Origin of the sequence: Pseudomonas sp. IT-347P, assembly GCF_949768005.1 — a bacterium.
In the GTDB taxonomy this organism is placed as follows: domain Bacteria; phylum Pseudomonadota; class Gammaproteobacteria; order Pseudomonadales; family Pseudomonadaceae; genus Aquipseudomonas.
In genome coordinates this window covers 616616-632286 of the sequence record NZ_CATKPQ010000044.1, presented here as the reverse complement: position 1 = coordinate 632286, position 15671 = coordinate 616616, and the positions used below count along the sequence as shown (strand labels likewise).

Here is a 15671-nt window from a genome sequence, read left to right as displayed (position 1 = left end):
CCGTATAAGTGACACGGCAAAGCCACCTGCACTCGCCCCTGGGCAGCCTGATTTGCATAAGTACTTTGGCCGTATCGTCACGCAGACAAGTCATGCGTACATGCAGCGCATGCTGCGATCGGCCGAAGCGTAATTGGACGGTAGTAGAGGTCTATGAACAGGCCAGGCGTACCGGCAACACGTTGCTCCCCCATCGGCCTGTGTCCGGCCAAGGCGAAAGGGCCGGGCCAATCGTTCACAAGGCGTTGTTCAGCCACCCGGTGCGACTTGATCATTCGATGAGTTCCCCGGACTTGTCCAAAGCTTCGGCACGCGACGCCAGGCTACGGATAGCGACGTAGAACACCGGGGTGAGGAACAAGCCGAAGAGCGTCACCCCGAGCATGCCGGCGAACACCGTAATCCCGGTAGCCAGACGAACCTCGCTGCCAGCCCCGTGGCCCAGAAGCAGAGGGACAGAACCAGCGATAAAAGCGACCGAGGTCATGATGATCGGGCGTAGCCGCAGGCGACAGGCGTGCAGCGCCGCTTGGGTGGGCGACATGTGCTGGTGGATTTCCAACTCGCGCGCAAACTCCACGATCAAGATCGCGTTCTTGCAGGCCAGTCCCATCAGAACCACCAGACCGACCTGTACAAAAACGTTGTTATCGCCGCCCGATAGCCACACACCCAGCAGTGCGGCGCACATGCACACGGGCACGATCAAAATCACCGCCAACGGCAAACTCCAGCTTTCGTACAGGGCTGCCAATACAAGAAATACCAGCAGCACTGCCATAGGGAAGACCACGAGCGCAGCATGGCTCTGGTTGGCCTGCTGGTAGGACAAGTCAGTCCATTCCAGCTCGACGCCATGTGGGAGTACCTTGTCCGCAATGTCTTGTAGCTTTGCCAGCACCTGAGCCGAGGACAATACTCGTGGATCAGAATCGCCGATGACGTCAGCCGCCGGAAAGCCGTTGTAGCGGATAACCGGATCCGGACCATATGAGGGGATCACGGTCACCATGGCCCCCACCGGAACCATCTGACCGTCCGCATTACGCACCTTGAGCGCGGTGATATCTTCAGCTTGCTGACGCGATGGCGCATCGGCCTGCGCCATCACACGATAGACCCGTCCAAACTGGTTGAAATCGTTCAGATAGACGGATCCCAGATAGGTCTGCAGCGTCTCGAACAAGTCGCTCAGAGGCACATTCTGAGCTTTGGCCTTAAGCCGGTCGACGCGTACCTCCAATTGCGGAACGTTCGCCTGATAAGAACTCACGGGGTAGGTCATTCCCGGGGTCTTGGCAACCTCTGCGATGAAGGCATCCAGTGCTTTTTGCAACGCACCGTAACCCAGCCCCGCGCGGTCCTTGAGGTACAGCGAATACCCCGAACCATTACCCAAGCCCTGTATCGGCGGGGGCATCAACGCATATGCGTAGCCGTCGGTGATCCTGGCGAAGCGTTCATTGAGTTCAGTGTTTATCGATACCGCGCTTCGGCTTCGTTCATTGAACGGCTTAAGCACGATGTAAGCGGCAGTGAGATTGGGCGTGTTGACGGTCTGCAAGGCATTGAGGCCGGCGTAACCGGGAACGTAATCCACGCCGTCGATGCTTCGGGCGATTTCGCCTATCTGCCGGGTCACTGCGGCGGTGCGCGCCAACGACGCGCCTTCAGGCAATTTCGCACCGCCAAACAAATACAGTTTGTCCTGGGTGGGAATGAAGCCACCCGGCACGGCCTGGAACAACACGCCGGTTGCTGCCAGCAAACCCGCATAAAGCAGGAAAACCGGCCCACGGTGATGGATGGCGCGCCCTACCCCGCTTTCGTAACGCTGGGAACTGCGTTGGAAAAACCGGTTGAACCCGAAGAAAAATCGACCGAACAGCAAGTCGATCCAACGCGTCAGGCGATCCCGCTTGCTGCCATGAGGGCGCAACAAGCGTGCTGCGAGCGCGGGCGACAAGGTCAGTGAATTGAACGCCGAAATCACCGTAGAAATGGCGATGGTCACGGCAAACTGTTTATAGAACTGGCCTGTCACCCCGTCCAGAAACGCCATGGGCACGAACACCGCGCACAGCACCAGCGCAATCGCGACGATGGGGCCGGAAACTTCCTGCATCGCCTGGTGCGCCGCCTCTAGCGGCGTGAGGCCTTGCGCGATATAACGCTCGACGTTTTCCACGACCACGATTGCATCGTCCACCACGATTCCGATCGCCAATACCAGACCGAAGAGTGTCAATGTGTTGATCGAATAGCCCAGTATGTAGAGGAAGGCGAACGTACCAATGACCGATACCGGCACTGCAACCAAGGGGATGAGCGAGGCGCGCCAGGTTTGCAGGAACAGGATCACGACCAGAACCACCAACAGCACGGCCTCAACGAGGGTGTGTTCCACAGCAGCGATCGACTCACGGACAAAAACGGTCGGGTCCCACACGGCCTTGTAGGTAACACCTTCGGGAAAGTCTTCGGCCAGGCGGTCGAGCGTCCGGTAAACGGCGGCAGCCACGCCAAGCGCATTGGCACCCGGAGAAAGGAAAATCCCGGCGGTGGTCGCGTTTTGGTCGTCCTGGAAAACACGCATGGTGTAATCGTCAGCGCCGAGCTCAACCCGGGCCACATCGGCCAGACGTACAACTTGCCCATTGTTGCCGGTCTTCAGAACGATGTCTGCGAACTCGGCCGGTGTCTGCAATCGACCGCGCACGTTTACAGAGACGAGAAAATCGGTTTTACCCGGGCTGGGCTCAGCCCCCAGTTGCCCGGCGGAAACCTGAACGTTTTGCTCGCGCACGGCCCTGAGTACATCCCCCGCCGATAGTCCACGGGTGGCCAACTTGCCCGGGTCGAGCCAGATGCGCATGGCATAGTCACCCGCCCCGTAAAGCCCGACGTCACCAATGCCATTGAGTCGGGAAAGCTCATCCTTGATATGCAGCGTCAGATAGTTGCGCAGATACAGCGAGTCATACTGGTTGTCCAGTGAGTACAGGCTGACGTACATCAGGGGCGTCGGGGATTGCTTTTGCGTGGTCACGCCGTATTGGCGCACTTGCTCAGGCAGACGACTAAGCGCCTGAGCCACACGATTTTGCACGCGCACTGCGGCAATGTCGGGCTCTATACCAGGAGTGAAGGTCACGACCACCCTGAGGCTTCCATCGGAACCGGCGACCGACTTCATGTACATGATGCCTTCCACGCCGTTGATCGCTTCTTCCAGAGGAATGGCGACGGACTCGGCAATTTCCTTTGGGTTGGCACCCGGCCATGTGGTGCGTACCACTACGCTGGGAGGCACGACTTCAGGGTATTCGCCGGCCGGCAGGAGGGGCAGACAAACCAACCCCACAGCAAACAGGATCACGGACAGCACTACGGCGAAGATGGGGCGCTCGATAAAGAAACGCGAGATGTTCATCAACGCGTCTCCGCATGCAGCGTTGTCGTGGCTTGCACGGGGGCACCGGGGTAGTAGATGCGTTGCAGGCCACCGACGATCACCTGATCGCCTGCGTCCAGCCCGGTTTCTATCACCCGCAACCCTTCGTGCATCCGGCCTGGCGTTACATAGCGCCGCTCGGCGGTGCTGTTCTTCCCGAGTACGTAGACATACTTGCGATCCTGGTCGGTAAGCACCGCTTTATCATCCACGAGAAACGCCTGGCGGCCGCCACCTCCCGCCAACTGCACCCGAGCGTAAAGCCCAGGGGTCAACCGTCGCTGCGGATTGCGCACCACCGCGCGCGCGCGGAGGGTGCCGGTGTTGGAGTCAACCTGGTTGTCAAAGAAGTCGACGTTGCCTTCATAGGGATAGTCCTGCCCACCGGCAAGCCCGAGGCGAACAGGCAAGTTCCCCCGCTGTACGAATTGCTCCTGATAACTCGCCCAAGCGTGTTCATCCGGATCGAAATACACGTAGACCGGGTCTTGGGATACCACCGTAGTCAGAAGCGACTGATCAGCCACGGCCAGGTTGCCGAGGGTCAGTTGGGCGCGACTGACACGGCCCGCCACGGGCGCGTGAACCTCTGTAAATTCAAGGTCCAGTCTGGCACGCGCCACGGCGGCCTCCGCCTCCCGGACATCGGCTTTGCTTTGTAGAAACGTTGCCTGCCGCGTTTCCGCGTCATCTTTCGACACCGCGTTACTCTGGAACAGCCGTTGCGCACGGCCGCTTTGCGCCTCGCTCAGCACCACGGTTGCCCGCGCCCTGTCCAGTCGCGCCTGTGCCACTTGCAGAGCGGTCTGGTAAGGCCGTGGATCGATCACGAAGAGCAAGTCACCACGTTTCACCTCACTTCCCTCGATGTAGGCAATGCGGGTGATGTAGCCGCTGACGCGGGGTCGAATGTCGACATTATCGACAGCCGCAACACGCCCGTTGAACGGATCCCATAAACGAATTTCTCGTACTTGCACTGGCTCGATTTGCACTTGGGCAACCGGAACGCCCTGCCCGTGCGATGATGCCTGTTCGCAACCGCCCATACTTGCGATAGTCAACAACATGGCAGCAGGACCCAGTACTTTCCATAACGGGGAAGGACGGAAGAAATTCATTAATCGAATACTCAGCACGAGAGTGGACTCACGCACTAACTACGAGTCGATAGTTGTAGCGCGAGATTACTGTTTTACAGGCTGAATAGTTTGGCGAAGGCCGGATGTAACACCTATCACCTTGGCGCATGTAAATTTAATACAAAGGTTTTATATATCCGAAACCAAATCCGTAATCGGCGTGACAACAGTGAAGCGTTTGCCTGGCCCAGCCATTGGCGCTTCAGTCAGTGCGTTCATGTCGGGTGTTTCACGCGTCAAACCCGAGTGCCCCCGAGGTCAGCGACAGGTCCCCGCTCGCGCGCCGATTCAGACATTTTTCAACCAACGTAAAAAACCACCCTTTTTGACTTCCACAGGCTTTTGCAGCAACAACGATTGCCGCACACCCTGACGAAACAATTGCAACTTGTTCAGCGCCGACTTCAATTCGCCAATGTCCTCCAGGTAGTTGCACAGCGCCGGTTTATCGATGCGAAACAACAAGCAGCCAGTGATGCAGCGGAACTGACCGCGTGAGGCTGCATCCGACAGAATGCCCTCTTCGCCCAGTACCTCGCCCGGCCCCATCCGGGTTGCCTCGACCAGACGCTCACCGTCATGCACGGCCAGGGAGATCACCCCCGTGCTGACAATCATTAAACATTCAGACACTTCTTCGTATTCAAGTACCACCTGATCGGGCTGGCATTCGAGGACGTGCATTTCCTGAGCGAGCTGGTCTTTCTGAACAGAAGTCAGCGAACGGAATATCTTCACTTCCTCAAGCAGCAGCCGCTGGCGACTCCAGTCTCGCGCAGCGGCAGCTTGTGCCGTCAGACTTTGCGTGGTGTGACCCAGTTTTATTCCCGCCGCCTCCAGATGCCGATGAGCCAGATCGAATAACTGGTTACGCACCTCTGTATGTTGGGACATGGCAGAAATAAAACCCTTGGCCTCGTACTCGGTGTATTCCATGGTCAGGTTTTTCACCGAAGCTTTTGCCGGTGGAGAGTGACTCAATTGACGCGTGCCTTGCAGCGCTCGTTCTAACGCCTCGATAACTCTGCCGGGACGGGTGTCGGAGGGCACCTGCAAAGTAATGCTGACCCCATGACTATCGGGTGGGCGACTGAAATTGAGTAACTTGGCGTTGGCGACGATAGCGTTAGGAATCACGGCCATGCTGCCATGGGAAGTCATGAGGTGGGTCGCCCGCCAGTCGATATCGACCACCTTGCCTTTGATGCTGTCAATCTGCACATAGTCATCCACCTCGTAGGGCTTGGTCGTGTTCAGGACAATCCCGGAAAACAGATCACTCAACGTGCTGCGCAGTGCCAGGCCTGCCACAATCGCCATCCCGCCCGAAGTGGCAAGCAGCCCTTTGACGGGTAACTGCATGACGTATCCGGCGGCTGCCACAATGGCAACCAGAAAAATCGCCGCACCAATGATGTCTTGAAACAGGCGGGCGCCGTGTGCGCCTCGATTGAAAAACATCGCGCTGATTGCCACCGTCAGCGTCCGCGCCGCGAAGAACCACCACACCACCGCGACGGCGGTACTCAACATATTCAGAGCGACATCGTCGGGCCACGGCGACGGCTGCAATGGACTGATGCCAATGGCGAAAATCAGCCAGGAAAACAACAGAAAGAGCGCGATGCGTACAGCGCTCCGTCGGAGCACGTAAATGGAAGGCGTGACATGCCATATCAACAGGTCCAGCGCCAGCAACAGGAAGATGGCAATCAAGTTATAGATGTGCACCGACTCAACCATGACGTATCCCTGCCCCATAAAAAAACCTGCCCCGGACGATCCGGGACAGGCAGAAACTGTTAACCACTGTTTACTCAACCGCAATGACACGATCCGCGGCAGCCAAGGCCGGACAACGCGTAAGCGCGTGGGGCCAACACAGGCCGGATCAGTCTGTTGTTTTAAACGCTGGAGTGCGCGTCATACCGCTTGGGAAACGGCCCCCCTCATCGGGAAAACCGGGTGCGGTAATCGCGCGGGGAGATGGCAAGATGACGCTGGAAAGTGACCCGCATGCGCTCTTCATCACCGAACCCGCAAGCGGACGCTATCTGCGAGATATTGCGATCAGATTCTTCCAGCAGACGGCGCGCCGCCTCGAGGCGGAAAACCTCCAGGGCCTTGGCCGGAGGACGCCCCGTTTTCTGCTTGTAGACGCGGCTGAAATTTCGCGCGCTCATGTGCGCCTGGCGCGCCATTGCATCGACATCCAGATCTTCGCGATACAAATTCTCGGTTAGCCAGATATGAAATTCGGCAAACGTATCACCGTCACGCATTTGCGATTGAAGAATCTCGCTGAACTGCGATTGCCCACCGGGTCGCTTCATGAAAACCACCAGTTCGCGGGCGACTTGCATCGCAACATCGCGCCCGCAATCGGCCTCGACCAGAGCGAGTGCCAAATCGATCCCGGCCGTTACTCCCGCCGATGTCCAGACCGTGTCCTGCTGAATGAAAATTGCATCTTTGTCGACATTCACTGACGGGAATCGTGATTCAAACATGTCGCACATCGCCCAGTGAGTTGCCACCCTTTTGCTGTCAAGCAGGCCGGCCTGTGCCAGTAGAAATGCGCCACTGCACACCGACGCTGTACGACGCGCTTGCGGCGCCATCCAGGCCAGCCAGTCGATCAGGTCGGCGTTTTTGTCCAGTGCCCGGAGAATCTCTGGCGCCCCTGGCACCATAATCGTGTCAACGGGCGCCTCTGCCAGCGACGACAGTCGCATCGTAGCCACGGACAATCCCTCAGCCGTTCTGGTTAAACGGCCAGCGGTGCTGGCAGTCAGGCAGTGATAGCCCGGCAGGCCGCGTTCGTTCATGGCCTTGTCTGCCGCCCAGAAAACAGTCTGCGCCCCGGTCAGATCAAGCAGGCCCATCTCCGGGAACGCTATGAACAGTACGGTGCGAGGGCGATTGAGCGGGACAGCAAGAGCAGAACCGGTCATGAAGAGACTCTTCCTGAAAAACCGAATTGTGCGTGGCCCAAGACCGCGTGGCCTAGTATCCATTGGTTTAGGGTTCTGATACCGCTGGATAAGCCCCGACAGCATTTTTTGCCGCAGCCATCAGTCCCGTATGCAGCCGGCGCCCGCTGAAATGGCCCGCAGACGGTGAGCACTCATCTCGAAGACGATCCGGCACGTGATGCGTTGGTGCCCGCGCCGGGTCAAACGTCCTCGACGTAAGGCCGTAAGGAAAACTGGATAGTTGCTCCCCGAGGTTGTTCCGCACGTGCCCAGAGTTGCCCTCCATGCTCCTCGATGATTGAGCGACAGATCGACAAGCCCATGCCCAGACCTGTCGCTTTGGTGGTAAAAAAAGGCGTGAATATTTGCTCAATGCTCGAAGCCACGAATCCTGGCCCCGAATCCGTCACGCTGACAACCACGTGGCCGCAGTCCTGCCATGCTGAATCCACAAAAATTCGACGTTCACCATCGACCACCAGATTCATCGCCTCAAGCGCATTGACGATCAAGTTAAGCAGCACTTGTTGAAGCTCAATCCGGTCCCCTTCAACAAACGGCAAGTCGCCGGCTAGCCGCACCTGCATCAAGGTGCCGTTCTTGTGGGCCTGGCTACGGGTCAGATCCACCATCTCAGAAATGCACGCATTAATGTCCACCGCGCAAGTTTGAGGGGGAGCCTTGCGGATCAGACCGCGAATGCGATTGAGCACAGCGGCTGCACGCTCCCCGTCTTTCAGAATACGTTTGAGCGCCAGGTCGACCTCATGCAGATCTGGAGGTTGACGCTCAAGCCAGCGCTGAGCCGCTGCCACATTGTTCAGCGTCCCGGCGATCGGTTGACTGACTTCATGAGCGATCGAGGCAACGAGTTCACCCATTGTCGCCACGCGGTTGGCGTGGGCAAGTTCCGTCTGCACTTCGCGGTAGCGTCGCTCGCTTTCTTGAATCCTTGATTCCGCCCTCCTTCGCTCCGTCAGATCGAGGACAAAAGCCACCCCCTCCTCGCTCTTCGCGTCGAACATTGCCAGCCCCACAATTACCGGGACGCGGCTGCCATTTTTCCTGACGTACTCTTTTTCATAGGGCGGCGCGTATCCATGTGCCAGCGCTTCAAGTAATGCCTGTTCAGCCGCTTCGCGAAAATCAGGTGCCGTCAGATCTCTCCAGCGGACCTGGCCCAGAGAAAGTTCCTCTCGCTCATACCCCACCATCCGCAGAAACGCTTCATTGGCCTCAATGATTGTGCCGTTGATATTCCAGAACACGATTCCGATGATGTTGGCATCCACAAGGCGTCGAATCTTTGCTTCGCGCTCGGCGACGTCTCTGTACAAACGCGCGTTTTCCAACGAGACAGCGGCTTGCGATGCGACCAGTTTGAGTACCGCTATCCGTGTGGAGTCGAATACCCGGGCGGCCAGATTGTTTTCCAGGTAAAGCACGCCAGTGAAATGGGTCTGAACCATCAGCGGTAGACACAGAATTGATCGGGCCCCGGCAGTGCGAATGTAGGGGTCGCCGGCAAAGGACGGATCCGCTTCGGCATCGGGGATGGAAACGGTCTCTCGGGTTCGCAAAACCTGATTAAGCACCGACTCGGGTAGAAGATCCGCGCTCGCCGGTGCATCACCAAGCTGCGTGACGTCGTCTTCTACAGTCGTTTGCGCCACCACGCGATGTTCGCCCCCTCGCGAAAGAATCAGCAGGCCGCGCTCGGCACCGGCCTGCTCAAGGGCGGTGCGCATGACCGTGTCGATCAGCTTCTCCAGCACCAGGTCGCCCGATGCCGCCTGAGACACCTTGAGTACTGTGGCAAGGTCGAGATGCTCCACCTGAGTGGTGACAGTGACGGTAGGCATAAACGCAGCGGCCTCCGCTCTCAACAGCGGAAAACAGTCTTCAAGTTGCCTGACTTTACCCTCGGCTCCCCAAGCCTGATACCGATGGCGGGCCTCGATAAGGAGTAGCCGGGATATTTTCTGAAGCCCTCGATCGGCGTAGAAACGTGAAGCCAGTTCGTTGCTCAGCGCCTCCAGATTGATCAATCCGCAGTCCTGGGCAGCTTCAATGGCCTGCTCATAGAACTGCTCGGCGTCAGCAGTACGCCCTTCCACCCGGGCGATCTCGGCAGCCACCAGGGCCGTGTGGCTTGCGAAGTTCCGTGCGCACAAATCCGCCCAGATCTGAAGCTCTCGGTAATGCCCTCCCAGGCTGTCCAGGTAGCGGCGTTTTTCAATGCTGCAAGCCGCGTCGTAAAGCGCCGCTATCGTCAGAGCGGCGTAGAGGTGATATTCAGCCTCCTCGAGGAAAGAATGCGAGGCCCACAGGAACGGCCGGGCCTTCAACGCGGCATCCAGGGCTGCCACATGGTCACCGGCGAGGTAGCGTGCCTGCAGCTTCCGTATCCAGTACCAGCAAACAAGCAGGTTGGAGTTGTCGGCAAGACCCCGCTCGGTTTGGTCCTCGGCAAACTGCCCGCCATCCAGGCAGCCAAACACCGGCGTCAAACCACGAAGCATGCGGATCAACGCAATCTGGCTTTCCAGAAAACCGATGACCAGACCAAAGCGCATCTTTTGTGCGTAGGCCAGGCCGTGTTCAGCGGCATGCAGGGTTTCAGCGAGCGGATCACCACTAAACAGCATATTGGAGATGAGGCTATTGCAGGCGAAGGCGCCATACGCAAAATCACCATTGCGATTTGCCGCGTCGAATGCCTCTCTGAGTTGGTCTGCGCAGGTGCGCACCGGTTGCGCCCAACGTGCTACGAAAAGGGAAAAACACAACAGCGTGCGCGCTTGATAACGCTCCAGTCCGCGCCGCTCGACCAGATCACATCCCAGCTGGCCGAACTCCAACCCAGCGCCGTAATTGCCAAACAACCGCCCCGCCACTCTCGGGAAGTTTGCATATCCCATGCACGAGGCATCGGCATTGCCGTGTTCCAGGCTCAGCGTTATCACCTTGAAGACCGTCAAACAGGCGAGGTTCCTGTCAAAGTTGAGAGCGGGCGAGAATACCGTGGTCAAGGCCTGCACGGTGGAAAGAGCAACCGTGTTCTCCATGGGGCGCAAATCGATGAGTGCGCCGACTCTGCGCTCGCCAAGCATTGACCAGATGCGCTGATATTCATCATGGACCTGTTCATCACCGGGACGAGGTGACCAGACAATCCCCACATGTTGCAGGAAGTCCAGGCACACGGTGACTGCCTGTTCGTTCTTATTGAGGATCAGATAAACCTCTACTTGCAGACAAGTAAGCGAAGCGCGCTCAGCCACCGTCGTCGCTCTGTGCGATAACGCCATCAGCCGTTCTTCGGCTGCAATCGTCTGCCCCGTCAAGAACTCGCATTCGGCTCGAGAAAGCTCCAGAGCAAATTTCAGCGCCTGCCGATTCGTCCATCCATCTTCGTCGAGGAGCTGAGCACCAACGGTGAAATAGGCAAGCGCCGAGTTAAAGGCCGTCGACGCCTTCGCGCGCCGGCCGGCCATCAAGTTCAACTCGGCCAGTTGCTCGCGCTCGTCTTGATCTCTGATCAGCGTAACCCCGCGGTTGAACTGGCCGACAATGTCGAAAATGGCCGTGTCGAGGGATTGCGGTTCAGTCTGTGCAGCGAGCAGCCGGCCAATCCTCAAATGCGCTTCAGCACGTCCGACGGCGGGTGTGAGCGAATACGCAGCTTCATGAATCCGGTCGTGGGTGAATGCATAAGCGTCATCAGTGCGCACGACCAGCTCCTGCCGGATCGAAGCCCACAACACCCCATGGACCTGCGCTGGCAGAAGGTCAAGGACGGTCGAAAGTGTGGTGATGTCGGCAACGTTGCCCAGACAAGCCATTTGCTGCAGCGCCTGCTGGGTCTCAACAGGCAGTCGTGACAGTTTGCCAACCATCAGGTCCACAATGTTATCCGTGTAACCCTTGGCATGAATTTGACGGGCGTCCCATTGCCATTGCAGCGTGTCATGATCGAAGGTCAGCAGCTGCTCATCCGCCAGGGTCTGGAGAAACTGAATCACGAAGAACGGGTTGCCGGCTGTCCTTTCCTGCACCAGCTGAGCCAAGGGTTCGATCCGCTCTGATTCGCACTGCAGGGCTTCGGCCAGCAATCGGACGATCTGGGCCCGGACAAGAGGCGAAATAATGATCTCGTCGACTCTGACGCCGGCACCGCGAATGGCTTGAAGCTTGCCGTTCAAAGGATGGGCCGCATCCACCTCATTGTTGCGGTAGGCGCCGATAATCATCAGATGCCGTAAATCCCGGCTCGTCAGGAGATGTTCAAGCAAATCGAGGGTGGCAGCGTCGAGCCATTGCAGATCATCGAGAAACAACGCCAGCGGGTGTTCTGCTTGAGCAAACAGACCGATGAAACGTTGGAAAACGGCCATGAAACGTCGCTGCGCCTGCTGAGCTTCAAGCTCCGGAACAGGAGCCGGCTCGCCAATGATAAGTTTCAACTCGGGAATGAGTTCCGTGATCAGCGCCGCATTGGGATCGAGTGCCGCAGATATCACTTTGCGCCAGTCAGCGAGCTCGCTATCGCTTTTGCCCAAGAGTGTCCGCACCAGCCCCTGGAAAGCCTGTACCAGGGTCGAATAGGGAACATCGCGTTTGTACTGGTCGAATTTGCCCGAAGCGAACAGTCCCCGGGAAGGCACAAGCACCTTATGCAGCTCGTTGACGACCGAGGATTTACCTATGCCAGAGTACCCGGTGACTAACACGAGCTCGGGCGGTCCGCCGCTGACGATTCGGTCAAAAGACGCCACCAGCGTTTTTACTTCAGACTCGCGCCCGTAGAGTTTTTCGGGAATCAGCAAGCGATCAAAGGCGCCGTGTTTGTCCAGTTTGAAGCAGCCGATGCAATGCTGGTGCCGCCAGTCTGACAAACAGCGGCGCAGATCAAACTCGACACCCGCAGCACTTTGATATCGATCCTCTGCAGTCTTCGCCAGCAGCTTCATGACGATCCGTGAGATCGCTTCTGGAATGGTGCTCAGTTGTTTGCCGGGTGCTGTAGGGTTTTTGGCGATATGACAATGCACCCACTCCATGGGATTGGCAGCGGTGAAAGGCAGCGAACCGGTGAGCATTTCGTACAAGATGACGCCCAGCGCATACAGATCAGTGCGTGAGTCGATTGAACGGTTCATTCTGCCAGTCTGCTCAGGCGCCATGTAGGCGAAGGTGCCCGCGATCGTCTCGGGAGGCTCAGGGGCTTGCCGCTCTCGTGGTAAGCGTGAGGTCAGGCCGAAGCCCGTCAGCCGAGCCTCTCCATCATTGCAATTCACCAGGATATGCGAAGGCTTCAGGTCTTTATGCACAAGACCACGCCGATGCAGCATGCCCAGGACCACCGCGATGCTCACGGACAGGCGCAAAAAGTGGTGAATGTCCATGGGACCGGTCAGCAATCGAGCAAGGGTGTCGCCACCCGGATCATCCAGCACCAAATGAGTCCGGTTACCGTCACGCACGAACTCCAGCGGTACTGCTGCCCAAGCGCTGTCCAGTTGCTCCTTCAAAGCGAACTCGTGGCTGAAGCGCTCAAGGCTGACCGGAAGTGGTTGTTCTGAAGCCGCCCTGACAATCAGGCGGGTTGCACCGTCGCTGGCCTGTGCAGTGCGATACAAGACGCGCTCGCCGTCGTTCCACAATATTTGCAGGTTGTTCATCACGTCGCAGACCCATTCGTATTTTCAATTCACTGCCTGGAACGATCGGACTGGCAGATCCGGTGTTGCACTAACGATGTAACCGCCCAGTGAATATTGGTCGCGTCGGTCATGTGCCATTGGCACACCGGTATATCGCCATAAAGTGAAGGGTAAGCCTGCGATTCGGCCCGACAATCCTCGTTCACGCATGCATTTGCTCGAAACAGATTAGCGCTGCGATGAACCATCAAGCTACGACACAATCCCCAGTTTTTATGCCAGCGCAGGCGACAACCGTAAGTACGCAGCAAACGCCAAAGCTGTCGATCAGGAAGCGTGCAGCGTCGATAACGCGGCGAGTGAGCGGGGTCCGGAAGTTCGACAACATGCATGCCTCTGAAACTATCGCCCGTAAATAGGGGTAACAGTCGCTTTGGCAAGAACATTGGCGTTAAGCATGTAGCCCACGAGCGCACCACTGGCTTGGGCATCCAGCGATAACTTTTCCACTTTCAATGCCCAAACGGTGAATTGGTAATGATGCGGCCTGTCACCTGTTGGCGGACAAACGCCGCCATATCCCGATTGGCCGTAGTCAGTCCGCCCCTGGACTGCACCTGCCGGGAGGTGAGTTACGCCACTGGGTAAACTTTTAATGGAGAGCGGTATATTGACGACCGTCCAGTGCCACCAGCCACTGCCTGTCGGGGCATCCGGATCGTAGACAGTGACAGCGAAACTTTTCGTACCTGCCGGCGCGTTGTCCCAGGACAACTCAGGGGAAATGTTTTTTCCCTTACAGCCGAAACCATCGAAGACTTCGCGCTCCGTGAGTGGCTGGCCGTCAGCAATATCCCGACTTGTCAGAGAAAATTCAGCAGCGTTGCTGGCAAGTGAGATGCTTAAACCAAGGGCTAATGCAATTAACTTGATCTTCATCATGACCTCATTTGGTGGCTTAACACTTGCAACGTTAAGCGGGACGCCACCAAGAGGCACTTATCCAGTAGAACATCCTTTTAAACTCTCTGGATCAAGCCTTACCGCTTAAGTAGTACCCAGCCCACCAAAGGTGTGATTTCAACATACCAAAGCATCTGGCACTGACGGTGTGTAACTCAAGCCTCACGCAGATTCAGTCAGTGACGACAGCCTTACGCCTCTTAAAACCAACACATCTCGACTCTCCAGGCGTATGCAGCGGCGCCGCTACCTTTCAAAATGAAACGGCGTACTTGCCCTCAAAAGCTCCCCCTCATCTAGCCCAATGTATATCCACCGTCGACAACGATTTCCTGCCCGTAGATACTTCGCGCATTTCGTGAAAGCAGAAACATGATCACGTCGGCTACCGCCCTCGGGTCGAGGAATGTTCCATCAAGCAGACGACGGTTGACGGAGTCTGCCACCTCCGCAAGTTCTGAGTCCTCCATTCCCAAGGTCTTCCAGATTGGCGTTGCAGTGGGTCCAGGCGAGACGACGTTAATCCTCACACCCGAGGCTGCAAGTTCCACCGCCAGGGTGCGTGCGTGACTGATCAAAGCCGTTTTCGACGCGATGTATCCGGCAAGTCCCGGAAAAGCCAGGCGCGACAGGAAAGTACCGATAAATACCACCGATGCCTGCTTTGCCAACTGGTCACTGAGTGCAGTCAGGGTATTTAATGCACCGGCGCCATTCACTGCCCAGAGTTGATCGAACGCTGCCGTGTCCGCACCGGATGCCACCATAGCCACGCCGGCATTTGGCACTACAAAGTCCACTGGCGCTACCCCCTTCGCGTAAGCACTTAAACGCTCCAGATCGGACGCTTTCGTCACATCACCTGGCACCCGATGCAGTTGGTCCGCATACAAGCCTTGCAGTTTTTCAAGTCCTCCGGGGTTACGCGCCATCGCAATGACGGACGCGCCGGCACTGAGCAAACTCTCCGTGAGCACTAGACCAATTCCAGAACTAGCGCCAGTGACTACGGCCAGTCGGTTAGTGAATTCGCTATTCATCTCATTTCCTTTTTCTGCGGTGGGTCGAATACTTCGCACTGGTGCTACAACAAAAATCGTGCCACGCAACAATGTGCGTGAAATGGACTAATTTCAGTCGTAGTAGTCAGTTTGACCAGATCCCGCTGGCAGTCGTTATGACAACATGAAGTCATATTGACTATCAGCGGCGCAACCGCTTCACATACCGCTGGATTGCATCGACCTCCTGGAAAAGTACACAGATGCCGCAAAATGTTGAAACTCGGAATTTATTGCCGACAAGCCAGAATGGGAGCGGGCGAGACTTGGTATGTACGTAATTGATCGCAAGGTATACATCGGTATGGCGCAGGCACACCAGTGCACTAAACCCATGGACTCGTGCATAAACGACAGCGCGTCCGGGCATCGTTAAAGTATTACCATGCCGCGATACGGGACCTGTAAGG

At 57.2% G+C, this 15671-nt stretch carries 7 protein-coding genes; all 7 read right to left on the bottom strand.

Going from position 1 to position 15671, the window contains the following annotated elements:
- Window positions 1-271: 271 nt before the first annotated feature.
- The 7 genes from ACM6IV_RS19250 to ACM6IV_RS19220 all read right to left on the bottom strand — a co-directional run bounded on the left by ACM6IV_RS19250 (window position 272) and on the right by ACM6IV_RS19220 (window position 15240).
- Window positions 272-3433: an efflux RND transporter permease subunit gene (locus ACM6IV_RS19250; RefSeq protein WP_414871202.1), complete on the bottom strand. Its 3162-nt coding sequence runs from the start codon at window positions 3431-3433 to the stop codon at window positions 272-274.
- A complete protein-coding gene (locus ACM6IV_RS19245; RefSeq protein ID WP_414871201.1) occupies window positions 3433-4524 on the bottom strand; it encodes an efflux RND transporter periplasmic adaptor subunit in 1092 nt (363 codons plus the stop codon). The genes ACM6IV_RS19250 and ACM6IV_RS19245 overlap by 1 nt, the downstream gene beginning before the upstream one ends.
- Before the next feature lie 360 nt (window positions 4525-4884).
- Window positions 4885-6423 (bottom strand): mechanosensitive ion channel family protein, encoded by a 1539-nt coding sequence (locus ACM6IV_RS19240; protein WP_414871200.1) that lies wholly within the window; start codon window positions 6421-6423, stop codon window positions 4885-4887.
- 122 nt (window positions 6424-6545) lie between these two features.
- A complete protein-coding gene (locus ACM6IV_RS19235) occupies window positions 6546-7550 on the bottom strand; it encodes a GlxA family transcriptional regulator (RefSeq protein ID WP_414871199.1) in 1005 nt (334 codons plus the stop codon).
- Between the two features lie 221 nt (window positions 7551-7771).
- On the bottom strand, window positions 7772-13246 hold the full coding sequence (locus tag ACM6IV_RS19230; RefSeq protein WP_414871262.1) for an AAA family ATPase: 5475 nt from the start codon (window positions 13244-13246) through the stop codon (window positions 7772-7774).
- A 393-nt stretch (window positions 13247-13639) separates the two neighbouring features.
- Window positions 13640-14176 (bottom strand): YbhB/YbcL family Raf kinase inhibitor-like protein, encoded by a 537-nt coding sequence (locus tag ACM6IV_RS19225; protein WP_122608881.1) that lies wholly within the window; start codon window positions 14174-14176, stop codon window positions 13640-13642.
- A gap of 320 nt (window positions 14177-14496) precedes the next feature.
- Complete coding sequence (locus tag ACM6IV_RS19220; protein ID WP_122608880.1) at window positions 14497-15240, bottom strand: SDR family oxidoreductase; 744 nt, start codon at window positions 15238-15240, stop codon at window positions 14497-14499.
- Between the last annotated feature and the right edge of the window lie 431 nt (window positions 15241-15671).

What these genes read in the sequence shown, in the direction of transcription:
- ACM6IV_RS19235 (WP_414871199.1), bottom strand. Translation starts at nt 7,550, where the DNA reads ATGACCGGTTCTGCTCTTGCTGTCCCGCTCAATCGCCCTCGCACCGTA.
- ACM6IV_RS19220 (WP_122608880.1), bottom strand. Translation starts at nt 15,240, where the DNA reads ATGAATAGCGAATTCACTAACCGACTGGCCGTAGTCACTGGCGCTAGT.
- ACM6IV_RS19225 (WP_122608881.1), bottom strand. Translation starts at nt 14,176, where the DNA reads ATGAAGATCAAGTTAATTGCATTAGCCCTTGGTTTAAGCATCTCACTT.
- ACM6IV_RS19250 (WP_414871202.1), bottom strand. Translation starts at nt 3,433, where the DNA reads ATGAACATCTCGCGTTTCTTTATCGAGCGCCCCATCTTCGCCGTAGTG.
- ACM6IV_RS19245 (WP_414871201.1), bottom strand. Translation starts at nt 4,524, where the DNA reads ATGTTGTTGACTATCGCAAGTATGGGCGGTTGCGAACAGGCATCATCG.